Source organism: Pseudomonas sp. GL_135 (assembly GCF_057834665.1).
Window position 1 is genome coordinate 431,098 of sequence record NZ_CM174408.1, and the last position, 17,909, is coordinate 449,006.

Consider the following 17,909-nt stretch of genomic DNA (forward strand, 5'->3'; position numbering starts at 1 on the left):
GGAGATGACACATGAGCTGGATCAAACGCGCGTTAGGCCTGGAGTCGCCCATTCCACCGGCCGGCTCCAACCCCTCCGCCAATGCGGCCCTGGCTAATCCGCTCGGGCTGGCTACCGGTCGTATGCTCGACCTCGATGACTCGCTCAAGCTGATGCTCGACGGCCATTCGGAGCTGGTGGTTCCTGACGAAGAAGTGGTCTGGTCAGTGGGGCAGGTCGATCTGGGGCAATCGGTTCGTCTGGTGCGCTTCTACTTCGAGGACGAAGATTACTGGCTGCAAGTCATGATGAACGGGCCTGCCGCTGAAGACGTCCAGGACATCATCCTGTTCGGCTACAGCAGCGTCGTCACGATCAACAGCGAGGCGGAGCTCAAGCGCCTGGTGGGGCCTGAGTCCAGCGTCGGTCTGCCGGTGTTCGAACATGACGGCTGGGAGTACGGGCGTCAGTGGGGCACGGAAGAAGGCCAGACCGAGCTCACGCCCATGGACGAGCAGGTCGTCAGCCCTGACGGCGCCTACCGCATCAAACACCTGAGCATGTTGTACGCGCGGGACACGGGCCTGGTGGACCGACGCGAGTTTCTATTGCTGTCCGTTGAAGAGGACGAGGAGGGCGTTGTTTCCTTCACCACGTCGGTCGGCGTGACCCTGCAGTCCACTGATTTCACCGTCATTTAAAAGGAAGTAAAAATGCTTGAAGCGCTTCGTATGTCCGTCAGCTTCCAGTCGTTGCTGAGTTTTTTGGTCTACATCATTGTGGCCGGCGGGTTGTTCGCATTGTTTCAGATGGCCTACACGCGTCTGACGCCGCACAAGGAGTTCGCCCAGATTCGTGAGGGCAATGTAGCTGCGGCCGTCGCCCTGGGCGGTGCACTCATCGGTTTCGCCCTGCCTGCCAGCAACGTCATCACCTACAGCATCAGCGTACTGGATGTGGTGATTTGGGCAGTCATTGCGGCTGTCGTACAGTTGCTGGCGTTTACCGCGACCAGCATGGTCCTCAAGGATCTTTCCGCACGCATTACCCGAGGCGAGCTTGCTGCGGCGATCTATGCCGCCAGCGTCTCGATCAGTGTCGGTTTTCTCAACTCGGCTTGCATGACGCCGTCGACCTGATCGCCTGTTATCGAAAGGAGTTATCGATGAGACGTAGTTCCCTCAAACTGGTCTTGGCCAGCACCCTGCCGCTGGCAATCAGCGCGTGCAGCAAATCCGACACTGTGGAAGTTTCCGCGCAGCAGACCTACCCGTCGGTACAAGCCTGTGTGGATCAGAAAGTCCCGGTCGATGTCTGCTCGGACGCCTACATGAGCGCGCTGGCGGAGCACCGCCGCGTTGCCCCGACCTACGACGACAAAACAGCCTGTGAAGCAGATTTCGTCCCTGATTACTGCCAGCAGAATGCCGATGGCAAATTCACGCCCAAGCTCGGCGGCTTCCAGCTGGAAGTTTCCGGTGAGCTTCCCAAGTCACAGGTCGACGCAGCGAAAGCCCAGGCCGACCAGTCCGGTGGCGGAGGGGGTGGCTTCGGTTCCGGAGTAAACGGATTCCTGATGGGCATGCTCGTCAGCAACGTGGTCAACGGCTTTACCGGCGGTGGCGGTCGTTACTACTCCCAGCCTATTTATCAGGCGCGAGACTCCCGTGGTGGTTATCAAACGTCCACATTGTCGCGCCAGATCGAGCAGGGCAAAACCTTCGGTAACTCTACCCAAGCGCGAACCAGCTCGACCGGGACTTACAGCAAAAGCACCCTGGGCCGCAATTCATCGGTCTCGTCTTCCGTGTCCCGTGGTGGCTTCGGCAGCCAGGCCACCGCTCGCAGCGGGTGGGGTGGCAAAAGCAGCGGCTCAAGCTTCGGCGGCTAACAGGGACGTTACCCATGAAAAGGATCAGCATTCAGGAGCGTCCTGACTGGCGCCAGACGGCCGAGCGTGAAGGGTTCAATTTTCACACCATCGACGGTGAGCGCTACTGGGATGAGCGGGCCTATTACCAGTTCACCGAAGCGCAGATCACACGTGACATCGAAGCGCCGACCCAGGAACTTCATGCCATGTGCCTGGACGTCGTGGAAAAGGTCGTCGAGAGCGAAGAGCTGCTGACCCGGCTGGCCATTCCGGAGACGTTTTTCGAGCTGGTTCGCACCTCATGGAAGGAAGGCCATCCGCATCTGTATGGCCGGTTTGACTTCAGCTATGACGGCGTGAACCCGGCCAAGCTGCTGGAAGCCAACATGGACACGCCTACGTCAGCCTATGAGGCGGGCGCGTTTCAGCTCATCTGGCTTGAAGAGCAGATCCAGCGCGGCGTATTGCCGGCCCACGCTTCACAGTTCAACTCGATGGCGGAAGACCTGGTCCGGGCTTTCGCGGCAATCAGGGAGGGCGGGCCTTTCTACTTCTCGTGCATGTCAGGCTCGATAGAAGACAGGGGCACGACTGAATTCCTGCGCAAAATGGCGGAACACGCCGGCATCGAAACCCGTCACATCGACATCGAAGACATCGGCCTGAATGCCAACGGCCGATTCGTCGACCTCGAAGGCCGCTGGATCGAGCGCATCTTCAAGCTTCACGCCTGGGAGCATGTTTTCCATGAGCCCCACGGCCAGGCCATCCCGCAATGTGATACGCAGTTCATCGAACCGGCCTGGAAGGCGATTATTTCGAACAAAGGCATCCTGCCGTTGCTATGGGAGTTCAACGAAGGGCATCCCAATCTGCTGCCGTCCTTTGTCGATAAACACCCACAATCCGCAGTACCAAAGGGTTGGGTGCGCAAACCGTACTTTTCCCGCGAAGGCGCCAACATCGAAATCCGCACCCCGACTGATCAAGTCATTTTCGAAGACGGCCCCTACAACGATGCGCCCTACATCCTTCAGGAATTCGCGCCATTGCCTCGTTTTGGCGACAGCTACACGCTGATCGGATCGTGGGTGGTGGGGGATATGGCTTCGGGGATCGGGATTCGTGAAGACGACAGTTTGATCACCAAAGACAGCAGCCGGTTTTTGCCGCATGTGGTGATCGATTGAGGTTGTGATGAGCCCGGCGGAGCGTGCCGCGCAAGAACGAAAAAAGCCGCGCAATGCGCGGCTTTCTATTTGGTGGGCCCACACGGACTCGAACCGTGGACCAAGGGATTATGAGTCCCCTGCTCTAACCAACTGAGCTATAGGCCCTCAGTAGGCCGCGGATTATAACGACGGTTTACGCGCTGTGCCATCCGAAACGTCTGAAACGGTTGTACGAAGAAATGTCGCACAGAATTGCTCCGCGCGCAGGGGCAGGCTGACGAGGTAGCCCTGAATTTGTTCGCAGCCTTCGTCTGCCAGGAATTGCTGTTGCTCAAGCGTCTCGACGCCCTCTGCGATGACTGTCAGCTGCATGCTGCGACCCAGCGCAATGATGGCGCGGACAATCGCCGCATCGTGGGGGTCATCAGGCAAGCCGCGCACGAACGATTGGTCGATCTTGAGGATGTCCAGCGGCAGGCGCTTGAGATAACTGAGCGATGAGTAGCCGGTGCCGAAGTCGTCGATTGCCAGTTGTACGCCGAGTGTTTTCAGGCGATGCAGGACGGAAAGCGCCTCTTCGGTCTGCGACATGATGAAGTTTTCAGTGATTTCCAGTTGTAGACAGCCAGGTTGTAACTGGTGCTGGAGCAGCAGTCGTTCGATCTTGTTGACCAGATTGGGCTGACGCAATTGAGCGCCGGCAAGGTTTACCGACAGCGGGCCAAACACATCGTAGCGCTGGTTCCACTCGTGCAATTGCTGGCAGGCCGTATCGAGCACCCACTCGCCGATCTGCAGGATCATGCCGTTTTCTTCTGCGAGCGGGATGAACCGCTCGGGTGGGACGTCGCCGAAAGTGGGGTGGAACCAGCGTATCAGCGCTTCGGCGCCGACTAGCCGGTGTGTCAGCAAACTGATTTTGGGTTGGTAGGAAAGGGTGAACTCGTTCCGCTCGATAGCGCGCCGCAGCTCCTGTTCCAGAGCAATCCTCTCGCTGGCCTGAGCGGTCAGATCGCGGGTGTAGTGCTCGACCCGGTTGCGCCCCTTGGCCTTCGAGCGGTACATCGCCGCGTCGGCATTCTTGATCAGCGTGGCGACGTCCGCGCCGTCTGTGGGAAACAGCGCGCTCCCGATGCTGGTGCTCATGAAGAACTCGTGATCGCCCGCCTGAAACGGCGCCGAAAAACTGTTGAGCAGCTTGGTGGCGACGACTTCGGCGTCGGTCGGATTTTGCAGGCCCGGCAACAGGATGATGAATTCATCGCCACCGAGCCGCGCGACGGTGTCGATGTCGCGCAGGTTCTCCTTCAGGCGCACCGCAATGCTTTTTAATAGCAGGTCACCAACGGGGTGGCCGAGGCTGTCATTGATGTGCTTGAAGCGATCCAGGTCCAGAAACAACACCGCGCCGAGGCTGAAGGCCGCTCTTGAGTGGGTCAGCGCGGCGTGCAGTCGGCTTTCAAACAGCGTCCGGTTTGGCAGGCCGGTCAAAGGGTCGTGGTGCGCCTGGTAGTCGAGGCGGGCCTGAGCCTGCTTCAGGCTGGAGATATCAGCGAACACCGCAACGAAGTGGGTGATGAATTTGTCTCGATTGCGCACGGCACTGATGGTCAGCCAGCTCGGGTAGATCTCGCCGTTCTTGCGCCGGTTGCTGATCTCGCCCTGCCAATGACCCTCTGCTGTCAGTTGGTACCACATGGCGGCGTAGAACGCGCTGTCGTGAAGTCCGGATGCCAGCAATCGCGGCGTGTCGCCGAGCGCTTCCTGTTCGCTGTAGCCGGTGATCTCGCTGAAGGCCCGGTTGACTGCGTTGATCCGCTGCCGGGTGTCGGTGATCAATACGCCTTCCGCTGTGCTTTCGAATACCGTCGCGGCCAGTTGCAGCTTTTCCTGCATCTGATGGCGGTCGGTGATGTCACGCGCGATGGTGAGCATGCAGTCCTCACCGGCAATCGGCAGTGGCCGCGCGGAAATCTCGCACAGGCGGATCTGACCATCCCTGCGACGGATGTGGCTGGTAAAGTCCTTCACAAAGCCGTCGCGCCTCAACTGATCGAGCAGTTGCTGTCGCTCGTTCAGATCTACCCAGATGCCCAGGTCAAGGGTGGTACGGTCCAGCGACAGCGAGCTGTGATACCCGGTGATGCGGCTGAAACCGTCGTTCACCTCCACGAGCAATCCGTCGTTTTGCCGTGTAATCAGCAGGCCGTCTGGCGAAGAGTGAAACGCCTTGGCAAATTTCTCTTCGGACATCTGCAGCTGTTGCTGGGCCTCCTTGAGCGGCGTGATGTCCCTCACCACCAGAACCACTGCGGCAGTGGAGTCCAGATCAAAGGGCTCGGCTGACAGAAGGCCAGTGAACAGGCGGCCATCACTGCGCCGAAACGGCATTTCAAGGTTGCGGATGCTGCCCTTCTGGAGGCGTTGCAGCAGACTGTGGCCAATGTCGGGAATACCCCAGATATTCAACTCGGAAGGAACGCGCCCTACGACGTCGGCCGGGCTGACGCCAATTTGCTCTGCAAATGCCGGATTGGCCTCCAGAAAGCAGCCATCAGAAAGGCGCGCGATGACCAGCATGTCAGGGCATTGCGCGAACACCGAGGCGAATTTCCCTTCCGACAGGCGCAGCGCCTCTTCGGTTTGCTTGGCTTCGCTGATGTCGATCATCAGCCCGCGCATCACGGGTTCCTGGCCATAGCCGATCATGCTCACAATGTCGCGGATCCAGACCACCCTGCCGTCGGCACTCAGGACTCGATAGTCGACGCTGTGATCATTACCTTCCGCCACCTCGCGGTCGCAGTAGGTCTGTGCGTAGTCGACGTCCTCCGGATGAACGATGCTCCGCCAGAATCCGGGCCTCCGCCACTGGTGCAGCGGGTAACCCAACAAATCCTGAGCGTGGGGTGAGACGTAGTTGTAGGAGTAGTCGTGGATATTGGCTTCCCACGCGATGGCCGAAAGGCTTTCGATCATCCCGCGATAGTGGTATTCGCTGCTGCGCAGCTCCTGCTCAAGGGCAATTCGGCGAGAGATTTCCGAGCTGAGGCGACGGTTGATCCGCACCACAATGGCCAGCACCGTTATCAGAACCAGCAGCCCGGGCAATCCGATCAGCAAAAACTCATGCCAGAGCTTGCTGCGCTCGCTGGAGTGAGTGACCGCCTGCGATAGGGGTGGAGGATCGTCCAGTCCGCCAAAATGCTCAGGTTGGAGACGTTGATCGATACCTGCGAATTGGTCGCTGATCAAGTCAGTGGGCAGATGCAGGCTTACGCCGGGTGCACTCCCAGGTTCAGCATCCTCGCCGGGCAGCCACTCTTGATGGATCGCTTGCCTGTTTTGGCCATCGCCAAGCACCGTCTGGGCGCTGATTGCAGCGGGGGCGAGCAAGCACAAGAGAGCAATGGCCGGCATCCAGATCATGGCAGCCTCGTGATTCATGGATGAGAATCAATCGAGTGTAGCCGCGCTGGACAACAGTGGCACTCTGCCGGAAATTTATTCCTTAAAACGCAAAACCCCCAGCAATGCCGGGGGTTTTGGTACGACGTGTCGCTTACTCGTCGAGGAACGAACGCAGGTGTTCGCTTCGCGTCGGGTGACGCAGTTTGCGCAGCGCCTTGGCTTCTATCTGACGGATACGCTCACGGGTAACATCGAACTGCTTACCGACTTCCTCAAGGGTGTGGTCGGTGTTCATGTCGATACCGAAACGCATACGCAGTACCTTGGCTTCGCGGGCGGTGAGGCCCGACAGCACTTCGCGCGTCGCTTCTTTCAAGCTCTCTACCGTGGCGACATCGATTGGCGACTGCATGGTCGAGTCTTCGATGAAGTCACCCAGGTGCGAGTCTTCGTCGTCACCGATCGGGGTTTCCATGGAGATCGGCTCTTTAGCGATCTTCAATACCTTGCGGATCTTGTCCTCAGGCATTTCCATGCGTTCGCCCAGCTCTTCCGGCGTCGGTTCGCGACCCATTTCCTGCAACATCTGACGGGAAATACGGTTGAGCTTGTTGATCGTCTCGATCATGTGCACCGGAATACGGATGGTGCGTGCCTGGTCAGCGATCGAGCGAGTGATCGCCTGACGAATCCACCAGGTGGCGTACGTCGAGAACTTGTAACCACGACGGTATTCGAACTTGTCCACCGCCTTCATCAAACCGATGTTGCCTTCCTGGATCAGATCGAGGAATTGCAGGCCACGGTTGGTGTACTTTTTGGCGATCGAGATCACCAGACGCAGGTTGGCTTCAACCATTTCTTTCTTCGCGCGGCGGGCCTTGGCCTCACCGATCGACATCCGACGGTTGATGTCCTTGATTTCCAGGATGGTCAGGCCGGTTTCTTCTTCCAGCGCGGTCAGCTTTTGCTGGCAACGCTGAATGTCGGCCTGAAGACGACCAATGGCTTCAGCGTATTTGCTTTTGCCTTTGGCCAGCCCATCGGTCCAGCTCTGGTCAACTTCGTTGCCCGGGAACTGGCGCAGGAAGTCAGCGCGCGGCATGCGTGCGTCACGAACACACAGCTGCATGATGGCACGCTCTTGTGCACGCAGACGCTCCAGGGCACCGCGAACACGCTCAACCAGGCCTTCAAACTGTTTTGGAACCAGCTTGATCGGCATGAACAGCTCGGCCAGAGCCAGCAGTTCAGCGTTGGCCTGCTTGCTGCCGCGGCCGTGCTTTTTCAGCGCCTTGAGGGCAATGGCCATCTGGTCTGAAACGGCGCCGAAGCGCTGGGCGGCGATGACTGGGTCCGGGCCGCTTTCGACCTCGTCCTCTTCATCGTCGGAAGCGTCTTCCTCTTCGTCGTCAGCACCTTCAACCTTTTCGGCCTTGGGATCGACTGGCGGCGGGACTTCGGCTGGCGGCGCTATGCCGTCGTCCGGGTCGATATAACCGCTCAGGACGTCGGACAGACGACCGCCTTCGGTGGTGACGCGGGTGTACTCGGAGAGAATGTGCTCAACCGTGCCAGGGAAGTGCGCGATGGCGCCCATCACTTCACGGATGCCTTCTTCGATACGCTTGGCGATTTCGATTTCGCCTTCACGTGTCAGAAGCTCGACGGTACCCATTTCACGCATATACATGCGCACTGGGTCAGTCGTGCGACCGATGTCGGTCTCGACCGCAGCCAACGCAGCAGCGGCTTCTTCAGCGGCTGCCTCGTCGGTGTCGGCGTCGGCCAACATAAGGGCGTCCGCATCCGGAGCACTCTCGTGTACGGGGATCCCCATGTCGTTGATCATGCGGATGATGTCTTCCACCTGCTCTGGATCTGAAATATCCTCAGGCAGGTGGTCGTTGACCTCTGCGTAAGTCAGATACTTCTGCTCACGACCCAGGGTGATCAACTCTTTGATACGAGACTGCTGTTGCGCTTTTCCGGACATAACACCCTATCCACTGAAGGTCTTGGCGGGCAAAAAACAAGCCGGGGATTATACCCGAGCTATGACCTCACACGCCAGTTGAGGTCGGGGTTTGTGCAGGAACTTTGCGATTTAACAGGTTGAGCAGCTGAACTTTTTCTTCCGCGCTCAGACCTGACTGCCGTTCCTTCCTGATCAATTGCTCCAGATGTCGCTCGCGTTGGCGGGCAGACAAGCTAGTTATAGTGTCGAAAAACTGTTGTTCAAGGTTATCGGCCGAGATCAGCCATTCCTTTTCCGCCAGTTGACGCAACAATCGTCCTTGATCGGTGCCATGCCAGCGGGCAATCAATTGCATGGTGCGCAGCTTCGGGTTTTTCTGTGTGGCGTCAATCAGTGCCACCAGAAGCTGCGAATACACGTTTTCTTCATCGGCGAACGTACTTGCGTTGGCAACCTGCGCTGACAGTTCAGGGTGATGCAGCAAGGTTCTGAGTGCTGTCAGCGCCGGCGGCTCAACCGTCGCCGGTGTGCGTGGCCCGCGAGGCTCAAAATCAGGACGCTTGCCGTTCTTGTCCCATTTCTTGCCTTTTTCCCACGGCTTCTTGTCCCATTTCTTCTGCTGACCGCCCGGCGCGTTCGGTGTCCATTCCTGCTGCGCCTGGTAATCGTGCTGCTGATAATCGCCGTAATCCGGCACGGCCTCGTAATCGAAGCCCGGATCGTAGCTGGGCTGAGCTTCAACCGGAGCGGACTGCATCAACTGGTTGACCGCGGCGGTGTCCAGCCCGGTGATCTCTTTCAGTCGTCGGCGCATCAGCTCGCGCAAATTGGCGCCCGGCACTTTTTCGATCAGCGGCGCGGCCAGTGTCACCATGTGCGCCTTGCCTTCCAGGGAGCGCGGATCGGCCTCCTTGGTCAGTTGCTCGAAAAAATAGTCAGCCAGCGGTTGTGCGTGCTGGTTGATTCTCGCCTTGAACGCGTCAGTGCCTTCGGCGCGCACCAAGGTGTCGGGATCCTCCCCTTCGGGCAGGAACAGAAACCTGGCGCGCCGGCCGTCCTGCAAGCCGGGAATCGTCGCTTCCAGTGCGCGCCAGGCAGCATTTCGGCCAGCCTGGTCACCATCGAAGCAGAACAGCACGTTCGGCACCACACGAAACAGCCGTTTCAAATGCTCTTCGCTGGTCGCCGTACCCAGCGTCGCCACAGCATTGCGCAAGCCCTGTTGGGCCAGTGCAATGACGTCCATGTAGCCTTCGACGACGATAATCTCGTCCAGGTTACGGTTAAATTTGCGAGCTTCGAATAAACCGTACAACTCCTGACCCTTATGAAACACCGGGGTTTCAGGAGAGTTCAGGTATTTGGGCTTGTCGTCGCCCAATACCCGCCCGCCAAATGCGATCACACGGCCGCGACTGTCGCGAATCGGGAACATCACCCGGTCGCGGAAGCGGTCGTAGCGTTTGCCGGTTTCGGCGTTTTCGATCAGCAAGCCGGCATCGATCATCGCCTTCTGCTGAAGAGTGTCGCTGCTAAGGTGCTTGTAGAGGTTGTCCCAGCCAGGAGGGGCGAAGCCCAGTCCGAAGTCGCGGGCAATCTCACCTGACAGGCCACGGCCTTTCAGGTATTCCACCGCAGATTTTCGCGTTGGATGGCTCTTCAGCGCGGCCCGGTAAAAATCGGCGGCGGCTGTTAATAGAGGGTAGAGCGGCGAATCGGTAGGCTGTCGGGGCTTTTGCCCTTTGACGCCTTGTTCGCGAGGGACTTCCATCCCGGCCGCTTTGGCCAGGTCCTCGACGGCCTGGGGAAAATCCAGGTTGTCGTGGTCCATGATGAAGCCGAGGGCATTGCCACCCGCGCCACAGCCGAAGCAGTAATAGAACTGTTTGTCCGGGCTGACGCTGAACGACGGTGTCTTCTCTTTATGGAAAGGACAACAGGCGCTGAAGTTCTTGCCGGTCTTTTTTAATTGAACGCGTGAGCTGACAACATCGACGATGTCGGTGCGGTTCAGGAGGTCGTCAATAAAACCTTGGGGAATCAGTCCGGCCATGGCGTTCTCATCATCAGGCGCCCCGCCAGAAAGATCGTGGCGAATCCAAACCGTAACGACGGTTGCTTGGTCAGTGTAGACGGGTCAACGCGGCCTGAATCAGGCTGGAAGAAATCGACGGGGTTTGTCTCGGTCGCATCTGCGACGTCAACAGCCTCTGTCTTGTGTCGCTTGATCGGTGTTGCTTGAGGCTAGAACTGCAACTGCCGACAGCCCGGCTTTGAAGGCCGGGCAAGGCAGAAGCTTGCGTCAGACGTCTGTATTAATACAGACGAACGGCGCGGCGCTGTTCGCGCTGTACTTTCTTGGCGTGACGCTTAACAGCAGCTGCTGCTTTACGCTTACGCTCAGAAGTCGGCTTCTCGTAAAATTCGCGGCTACGAACTTCAGCCAGAACACCGGCTTTTTCGCAGGAGCGCTTGAAACGACGCAGAGCTACGTCGAAGGGTTCGTTCTCTTTAACTTTGACGGCTGGCATCCAGAGCTACCTTCATTCATTACCGGGGTCAACGCTTACTGCAACGCTTGCACTAAGTACGTCGGTTTTTAAGGGTTGCGGATGTTAACCCCTTGCTTCGCGGAATGCAAAGCCTCTGATCGAAAAGCACTGGTCGCAGGCATGAGCGGCGACTATTATGCGCGCCTTCGAATTCAGCCCCAACAAGGCGTACCCCATGCTAGTACTGGGAATGGAAACTTCCTGCGATGAGACCGGTGTCGCGCTGTACGACAGCGAACGCGGGCTGCTTGCCGACGCATTATTCAGCCAGATCGACCTGCACCGCGTCTACGGTGGGGTGGTCCCGGAGCTTGCCTCCCGTGACCACGTAAAACGCATGCTGCCCTTGATTCGTCAGGTGTTGGCCGAGGCCGACTGTGCCGTGACCGAGATCGATGCCATCGCTTATACCGCTGGCCCAGGGCTGGTCGGGGCCCTGCTGGTGGGTGCCTCCTGCGCACAGGCGCTGGCCTTTGCGTGGGACATCCCGGCTCTGGGTGTTCACCACATGGAAGGGCATTTGCTGGCCCCCATGCTGGAAGAAAATCCCCCTGAGTTTCCGTTCGTCGCTTTGTTGGTTTCCGGTGGCCATACGCAGCTTGTTCGCGTCGATGGTATTGGTCTCTACGAGTTGCTGGGCGAAACCCTGGACGACGCCGCCGGCGAAGCGTTCGACAAAACCGCGAAGATGATGGGCCTGAATTACCCCGGCGGTCCGGAGATTTCCCGTCTGGCGCAATCCGGTGTGGCCGGGCGCTTTATCTTTCCGCGTCCGATGACGGATCGCCCCGGGCTGGATTTCAGCTTCAGCGGCTTGAAGACGTTCTCCTTGAACACTTGGCAGCAGTGCCAAAGTACCGGGGACGACAGCGAGCAAACCCGTTGCGACATCTCGCTGGCCTTCCAGCAGGCGGTGGTGGACACTTTGACCATCAAGTGCAAACGGGCGCTGAAGCAGACCGGGCTCAAGCGTCTGGTCATCGCCGGCGGCGTGAGCGCGAACAAGGCGTTGCGTCTGTCCTTGGAACAGATGCTCGATGGCCTGGGCGGAAATGTTTATTACGCCCGGCCTGAGTTCTGCACCGACAACGGCGCGATGATCGCTTTTGCCGGCTGCCAGCGTTTGCAGGCGGGGCAGAGGGAAAGTTTGAGCATTACCGTGCAGGCGCGCTGGCCGATGGAGCAGTTACCCGGTCTTTGATGGCCAATCGGTTCGAGCGCCTGGTGGGGGCTGTGGCAGGGCGTAGCTTCAGAAATGCCGTTCGCGCCCGGCAAACAGGTCGCGTAGATTGCCCCGATGGCGCCAGACGATGAGCAGCGTTAACACGCTCATCGGCAGTAACGCGTGGGGCTCCTGCCATGCGAGCAGCGGCAGCGTCAGCGGCGTGGCGATCAACGAGGCCAACGAGCTGGTGCGAGTGAGGTAGAACGTCAGCAGCCAGGCGCCGATGGCGAGCAGGGCAGCTGGCGGGTATAAGGCCAGCAACATGCCGGCGGCCGTGGCCACGCCCTTGCCGCCACGAAAACGGAAGTACAGCGGGAACAGATGCCCCAGCACTGCGCACAGTCCGATCCAGGCTTGCAGTCGTGGGTCGAGGTCCAATCCTCTGGCGATCAGCACCGGGATCATGCCTTTGCAGACGTCGCCGATCAGCGTCAGTACCGCAAGTTTCTTGCCGGCCAGGCGCAGCATATTGGTCGCGCCGGCGTTGCCCGAGCCACTGGCGCGCGGGTCCGGGCGACCGGTTATGCGGCTGATCAGGATGGCGAAGGACAGTGAGCCGAGCAGGTAGGCGAGGACCGCCAGTAACCAAAACATGCTAACCATTCCGGGCGAGGTTGCCTTGATTCTAACGGCGCATCGCGCCCTTGTCGTGCAACGGAGAGACAGGCTTGGACAGAGTTTTCATTGAAGGTCTGGAGGTCGATACCGTCATCGGCGCCTACGACTGGGAACGTGGCATTCGCCAGTGCCTGCGCCTGGACCTGAGTTTTGCCTGGGACAATCGGCCTGCAGCTGCAGGCGACGACCTGAGCAAAGCGCTCGATTATGCCAGTGTGTCCGCACGGATTCAGGCGTTCGCCGAAGCCTCTCAATTCCAGCTGGTTGAAACCTTCGCCGAGCGACTCGCCGAAGTGCTGATGAGCGAGTTCAATATTCCCTGGCTGCACCTCAAATTGACCAAGCCGGGAGCCGTGCCAGCGGCGAAGGGCGTTGGGGTGGAGATCGAGCGCGGATGTCGCTGACACGGATTTTTCTGGGACTGGGCAGCAATATCGAGCGGGAGCGCCATCTTTGCGCAGGCCTTGACGCTCTTGCCGAATTCCTCACCGACATGACCCTCTCGCCGGTGTTTGAAAGTCACCCGGTGGGGATCAAGAGCGGGCCGTTTTTCAATCTGGTGGTGTCGGCACTGACAGATCTGCCGCTGACCGAACTGGACCGCCGCCTCAAGTTCATTGAAGCCGATAACGGCCGCTATGCCCCTGATCGCAAGGGGCTGCCGCTGGATATTGACGTCCTGCTGTATGACGAACAGGTCGGCAACTTCGATGGCCTGATTCTGCCACGCGCCGAAATCCTCAAAAATGCGTTCGTGCTGTGGCCCTTGTCGCTGATCGCGCCGCAGCGTCTGCACCCTGAGGTCGGTGTGTCGTTTGCCCAGCTATGGGCTGAAGCGAACATCGATCAGAAGCTCTGGCCGGTTGCCTTCGAATGGCGCGGCGAGCAGCTTACCCCGGCCATCCTGCTTCCTGCGGTCTAACAGGCGTCCGACATTCAGCTCGACGGCGCCGCGGCCAACTCAGCGGCTCAAAGCTGATACGACGCCTTGTACACCTTCAGCGTATCCAGCCGCTCTCGCTTGAGCGCTTCGCCTAATTGCTGGCCCTGAAAACCTTTCTCCAATAGTGGCTGAACCGCCACTTGCCGCGCCGCTTCGGCAGCACCGCGCAGATACTCCGCTTGCGGATAGGTGCGCTCCTCAAATCCTTTGCGGCCTCGGGCGTCCATTTCGCAGGCGGCGATGAATTCCTCGAAGCGTTGCGGTCGGCGATAGACGTCAAAGCTCTGCAGCAGATCCAGCAATGTCGACGGCTTCAGCTCCAGCGCGCGATGGCCGTGGGTGTGATATTCGCCCACCAGCAGCGCCAACTCCTGACAGTCCCTTGGCACTTTGAAGCGCTGGTTGACCGCCTTGATCGCTTTGAGCCCTTTATGCTCGTGGGCGATGTGGCGCGGCCATTCCTCCTGCGGCGTGAGCCCTTTGCCCAGGTCGTGCAGCAGGCAGGCCCAGCGCACGCTGAGTGGCTGGCGATGCAGGGCAGATTGATGCAACACGCTGAGGACATGCACGCCTGTGTCGATTTCGGGGTGATGGGCTTCCGGCTGAGGCACGCCAAACAGCGCGTCGACTTCCGGCATCAGCACCTTCAGGGCGCCGCATTCACGCAGGACCTCGATGAACACCTGCGGCTCTTTTTCCATCAGTGCCCGGGAGATTTCCTTCCAGCTGCGTTCCGGTGTCAGCGCTTCCAGTTCACCCGAGCTACTCAGCTGACGCATCAGTTCGAGGGTTTCCGAGGCGATGGTAAAACCGTCGGGGGCATAGCGCGCGGCGAAACGGGCCACGCGCAAGACACGCAGAGGATCTTCGGCGAACGCGGGGGAAACGTGACGCAATACTCGGGCTTCGAGATCTTGCTGGCCGTGGTAAGGATCGGTCAGTTGGCCGTTCCTGTCCTCCGCAATTGCATTAATCGTCAGGTCGCGGCGGATCAGATCCTGTTCAAGGGTGACATCCGGATGGGCGTGAAAAACAAAGCCGCCGTAGCCTTTGCCGGTCTTGCGCTCGGTGCGGGCCAGCGCGTATTCCTCACCGGTCAACGGATGCAAGAAGACCGGAAAATCCGTTCCCACTGGGCGATAGCCTTTGACCAGCATCTCTTCGGTCGAGGCACCCACTACTACCCAGTCGATGTCAGTGACCGGTTTGCCAAGCAGGCGATCGCGCACTGCGCCGCCAACTTTATAAATCTGCATAAAAAAGCCTCCGTGAGCGCGACAGGATAAACCTTAAGTCGCAATCGCGGAGGCTGGAAACGCTCAGGGTCTATAAGTGGACGACCGCCAGGTCCAGCCGGGGATATTCACTGTCAGCGTGTTCGCTTCTCGGTGGCACATGGTGGACTTTCATCACCTGGTCACCTTGCAGCGTTTCCAGATGGATATCAAAACCCCACAGCCGATGCAGGTGCTTCAGCACTTCGTCCGTGGAGTCGCCGAGAGGTTTGCGGTCGTGCTGTTGATGACGCAGGGTCAGGGAGCGATCACCGCGCCGGTCAATGCTGTAGATCTGCACGTTGGGCTCGCGGTTGCCGAGGTTGTATTGCGCGGCGAGGGTTTCACGAATCACCTTGTAGCCGGTTTCATCGTGGATGGCGGGCACGAGGAGATCATCCTTCTGATCATCGTCGAGGATGCTGAACAGCTTCAGGTCTCGGATCACCTTGGGCGACAGGTACTGCAGGATGAAGCTCTCGTCCTTGAAGCTGCTCATCGCAAATTTCACCGCCGTCAGCCAGTCGGTGCCGGCCAGATCAGGAAACCACTGGCGGTCCTCTTCGGTCGGGTGCTCGCACATCCGCCGGATGTCCTGATACATGGCAAAGCCCAGGGTGTAGGGATTGATACCACTGTAGTAGGGACTGTCGAAACCCGGCTGGTAGACAACGCTGGTATGAGAGGTCAGGAATTCCAGCATGAAGCCGTCAGTCACCAGCCCCTCGTCGTACAGATCATTCATAAGCGTGTAATGCCAGAACGTGGCCCAGCCCTCGTTCATCACCTGGGTCTGACGCTGCGGGTAAAAATACTGGGCGATCTTGCGCACGATGCGCACGACTTCACGCTGCCAGGGCTCCAGCAACGGTGCGTGTTTTTCGATGAAGTAAAGGATGTTTTCCTGAGGCTCGGCGGGGAAGCGTGAGAAATCCTCTTTGTCGTTCTTGCTGGCGCTTTTCGGAATCGTGCGCCACAGGTCGTTGATCTGCTTCTGCAGATGCTCCTCCCGATCCTTCATGCGGCGGCGTTCTTCTTCTGCCGAAATCGGGTAGGGCCGCTTGTAGCGATCGACGCCGTAGTTCATCAGCGCGTGGCACGAGTCGAGCAGATCCTCGACCGCATCGATCCCGTGGCGCTCTTCGCATTGCATGATGTACTGCTTAGCGAAGACCAGGTAATCGATGATCGAACTGGCGTCGGTCCAGGTGCGGAACAGGTAGTTGCCCTTGAAAAAGCTGTTATGCCCGTAGCAGGCGTGGGCCACAACGAGCGCCTGCATGCAGATGGTGTTCTCTTCCATCAGATAGGCGATGCACGGGTCGGAGTTGATGACGATCTCGTAGGCCAGACCCATCTGTCCGCGCGAATAGGATTTTTCCGTACTGAGGAAGTGTTTGCCGTAGGACCAATGGTGATAACCCAGCGGCATGCCGACAGACGCGTAGGCGTCCATCATTTGCTCGGCGGTGATCACCTCAATCTGGTTGGGGTAAGTGTCCAGCGCATAACGTTCGGCGATGCGGCTGATTTCCCGGTCGTAGGCCTGGATCAGTTCGAACGTCCACTCTGAACCCGTGGAGAGGGGTTGGCGCTTCTGCTCTCTAGCGGTCATGTCACTAACCTGCGCTGGAAGAGTTCACGGAACACCGGATAGATATCACCGGCAGAGACCAGCTGCTGCTGGGCGAACGTGTCGGCGAAGGCTTCACCGATGCGCTCGTATTCGAACCACAGCGCCTGATGTTCGCGCGGGGTGATTTCGACGTAGGTGTAGTACTGGACGAAAGGCATGATCTGTTTGATCAGGATGTCCCGGCAAATAGGCGAGTCATCGTTCCAGTTGTCGCCGTCCGAGGCCTGGGCTGCGTAGATATTCCATTCGTTGGTGGGGTAGCGTTCGGCCATGATCTCCTGCATCAGCTTCAATGCACTCGAAACGATGGTGCCGCCGGTTTCCCGTGAATAGAAAAACTCCTCTTCGTCGACCTCGCGCGCGCTGGTGTGGTGGCGGATGAAGACGACTTCGATCTTGTCGTAGTTACGCTTGAGAAACAGATACAGCAGGATGAAGAAGCGCTTGGCGATGTCCTTGGTCGCCTGGGTCATCGACCCGGAAACGTCCATCAGACAGAACATCACGGCTTTGGAACTGGGGTTCGGCTGTTTGACCAGCAGGTTGTACTTGAGGTCGAAGGTGTCCAGATACGGGACGCGACGGATGCGCGCCTGAAGTTTTGCGGCCTCGATTTCCAGTTCCTGGATGTCGCCGAAGTTGTCGGGCTCCTCGATCCTGAGGCGTTCCAGTTCAGCCTGCACTTGCCGCAGCTTGGCCCTGCTGCTGCCGGACAGCGCGATACGCCGCGCATGGGCCGAGCGCAATGTGCGGATGATGTTGATGCGTGACGGGTTGCCTTCGTTGCTGATCCCCGCGCGAACGGTCTTGAAGGTGTCAGTGCCGCTCAGGTTGCGCTTGACCAGATTGGGCAGCTCCAAGTCCTCGAACATGAATTCGAGGAACTCTTCTTGGGTGATCTGGAATACGAACTCATCCATGCCTTCGCCGGAGTTGCCCGCCTTGCCAGGCCCTTTTCCACCACCGCCTCCTTGCGGACGGGCGATGTGCTCACCGGTGGTGAACTCCTTGTTACCCGGGTGAACCACCGTCTGCTTGCCGCCGCGACCATGGTGCAGGACCGGCTCGTCGATATCCCGCCCCGGAATACTGATCTGTTCGCCGTGCTCCATGTCAGTAATGGAGCGCCGGCTGACGGCTTCTTCTACTGCTTTCTTGATGTGGTCACGGTAACGGCGAAGAAAGCGCTGCCTATTTACCGTGCTCTTGTTCTTGCCATTGAGACGTCGGTCGATCACATAGCTCATA

General features: G+C 58.9%; 14 protein-coding genes, 1 tRNA gene and 1 pseudogene. 7 read left to right on the forward strand and 9 right to left on the reverse strand.

Translation table 11 applies throughout. The annotated features are described in order from the left end of the window. Positions 1-11: 11 nt before the first annotated feature. The 4 genes from AC3ISG_RS01910 to AC3ISG_RS01925 are packed head-to-tail and all read left to right on the forward strand — an operon-like array spanning position 12 to position 3,042. Complete coding sequence (locus AC3ISG_RS01910; protein ID WP_172609916.1) at positions 12-680, forward strand: DUF2491 family protein; 669 nt, start codon at positions 12-14, stop codon at positions 678-680. 12 nt (positions 681-692) lie between these two features. Continuing rightward, a complete protein-coding gene (locus AC3ISG_RS01915) occupies positions 693-1,118 on the forward strand; it encodes a DUF350 domain-containing protein (protein ID WP_272632931.1) in 426 nt (141 codons plus the stop codon). A 26-nt stretch (positions 1,119-1,144) separates the two neighbouring features. Beyond that, on the forward strand, positions 1,145-1,870 hold the full coding sequence (locus AC3ISG_RS01920; RefSeq protein WP_489298407.1) for a DUF1190 domain-containing protein: 726 nt from the start codon (positions 1,145-1,147) through the stop codon (positions 1,868-1,870). Positions 1,871-1,884: 14 nt separating this feature from the next. Further along, positions 1,885-3,042 carry a glutathionylspermidine synthase family protein gene (locus tag AC3ISG_RS01925; protein ID WP_489298408.1) on the forward strand — a complete coding sequence of 386 codons (1,158 nt, stop codon included), beginning with the start codon at positions 1,885-1,887 and terminating at the stop codon, positions 3,040-3,042. Between the two features lie 70 nt (positions 3,043-3,112). Here AC3ISG_RS01925 and AC3ISG_RS01930 read toward each other — a convergent pair. From AC3ISG_RS01930 to rpsU, 5 genes and pseudogenes are all read right to left on the reverse strand, one after another. Continuing rightward, positions 3,113-3,189 (reverse strand) — tRNA-Ile (locus tag AC3ISG_RS01930). Positions 3,190-3,204: 15 nt separating this feature from the next. Continuing rightward, positions 3,205-6,147 (reverse strand): annotated as a pseudogene (locus AC3ISG_RS01935) (EAL domain-containing protein); the annotation flags it as partial. Positions 6,148-6,586: 439 nt separating this feature from the next. Then, a complete protein-coding gene (gene rpoD, locus AC3ISG_RS01940) occupies positions 6,587-8,431 on the reverse strand; it encodes an RNA polymerase sigma factor RpoD (protein ID WP_205486444.1) in 1,845 nt (614 codons plus the stop codon). Positions 8,432-8,498: 67 nt separating this feature from the next. Beyond that, positions 8,499-10,466: a DNA primase gene (gene dnaG, locus AC3ISG_RS01945; protein ID WP_122624516.1), complete on the reverse strand. Its 1,968-nt coding sequence runs from the start codon at positions 10,464-10,466 to the stop codon at positions 8,499-8,501. A 262-nt stretch (positions 10,467-10,728) separates the two neighbouring features. Beyond that, positions 10,729-10,944 carry a 30S ribosomal protein S21 gene (rpsU, locus tag AC3ISG_RS01950; RefSeq protein ID WP_002551877.1) on the reverse strand — a complete coding sequence of 72 codons (216 nt, stop codon included), beginning with the start codon at positions 10,942-10,944 and terminating at the stop codon, positions 10,729-10,731. A 196-nt stretch (positions 10,945-11,140) separates the two neighbouring features. On the opposite strand from rpsU, the gene tsaD reads away from it, so the two are divergent. Next, positions 11,141-12,166, forward strand: a complete 1,026-nt coding sequence (gene tsaD, locus AC3ISG_RS01955) for a tRNA (adenosine(37)-N6)-threonylcarbamoyltransferase complex transferase subunit TsaD (protein WP_122536608.1) — start codon at positions 11,141-11,143, stop codon at positions 12,164-12,166. Between the two features lie 48 nt (positions 12,167-12,214). Here tsaD and plsY read toward each other — a convergent pair whose 3' ends face one another. Next, positions 12,215-12,784, reverse strand: a complete 570-nt coding sequence (plsY, locus tag AC3ISG_RS01960) for a glycerol-3-phosphate 1-O-acyltransferase PlsY (RefSeq protein WP_074886952.1) — start codon at positions 12,782-12,784, stop codon at positions 12,215-12,217. Positions 12,785-12,858: 74 nt separating this feature from the next. On the opposite strand from plsY, the gene folB reads away from it, so the two are divergent. Together folB and folK are read left to right on the forward strand one after the other, a co-directional pair. Beyond that, entirely contained in the window at positions 12,859-13,212 is a 354-nt protein-coding gene (folB, locus tag AC3ISG_RS01965; protein ID WP_074886956.1) for a dihydroneopterin aldolase, read from the forward strand. Next, positions 13,203-13,730 (forward strand): 2-amino-4-hydroxy-6-hydroxymethyldihydropteridine diphosphokinase, encoded by a 528-nt coding sequence (gene folK, locus AC3ISG_RS01970; RefSeq protein ID WP_272632946.1) that lies wholly within the window; start codon positions 13,203-13,205, stop codon positions 13,728-13,730. The genes folB and folK overlap by 10 nt, the downstream gene beginning before the upstream one ends. A 47-nt stretch (positions 13,731-13,777) precedes the next feature. Here the strand turns inward: folK and AC3ISG_RS01975 are convergent, their stop codons facing one another. The 3 genes from AC3ISG_RS01975 to AC3ISG_RS01985 all read right to left on the reverse strand — a co-directional run bounded on the left by AC3ISG_RS01975 (position 13,778) and on the right by AC3ISG_RS01985 (position 17,908). After that, positions 13,778-15,007: a multifunctional CCA addition/repair protein gene (locus AC3ISG_RS01975; protein ID WP_489298409.1), complete on the reverse strand. Its 1,230-nt coding sequence runs from the start codon at positions 15,005-15,007 to the stop codon at positions 13,778-13,780. Positions 15,008-15,077: 70 nt separating this feature from the next. Then, entirely contained in the window at positions 15,078-16,640 is a 1,563-nt protein-coding gene (locus tag AC3ISG_RS01980) for a SpoVR family protein (RefSeq protein WP_074886964.1), read from the reverse strand. After that, positions 16,637-17,908: a YeaH/YhbH family protein gene (locus AC3ISG_RS01985; RefSeq protein ID WP_074886967.1), complete on the reverse strand. Its 1,272-nt coding sequence runs from the start codon at positions 17,906-17,908 to the stop codon at positions 16,637-16,639. Before AC3ISG_RS01985 ends, AC3ISG_RS01980 begins: the two co-directional genes overlap by 4 nt. Position 17,909: the final 1 nt, after the last annotated feature.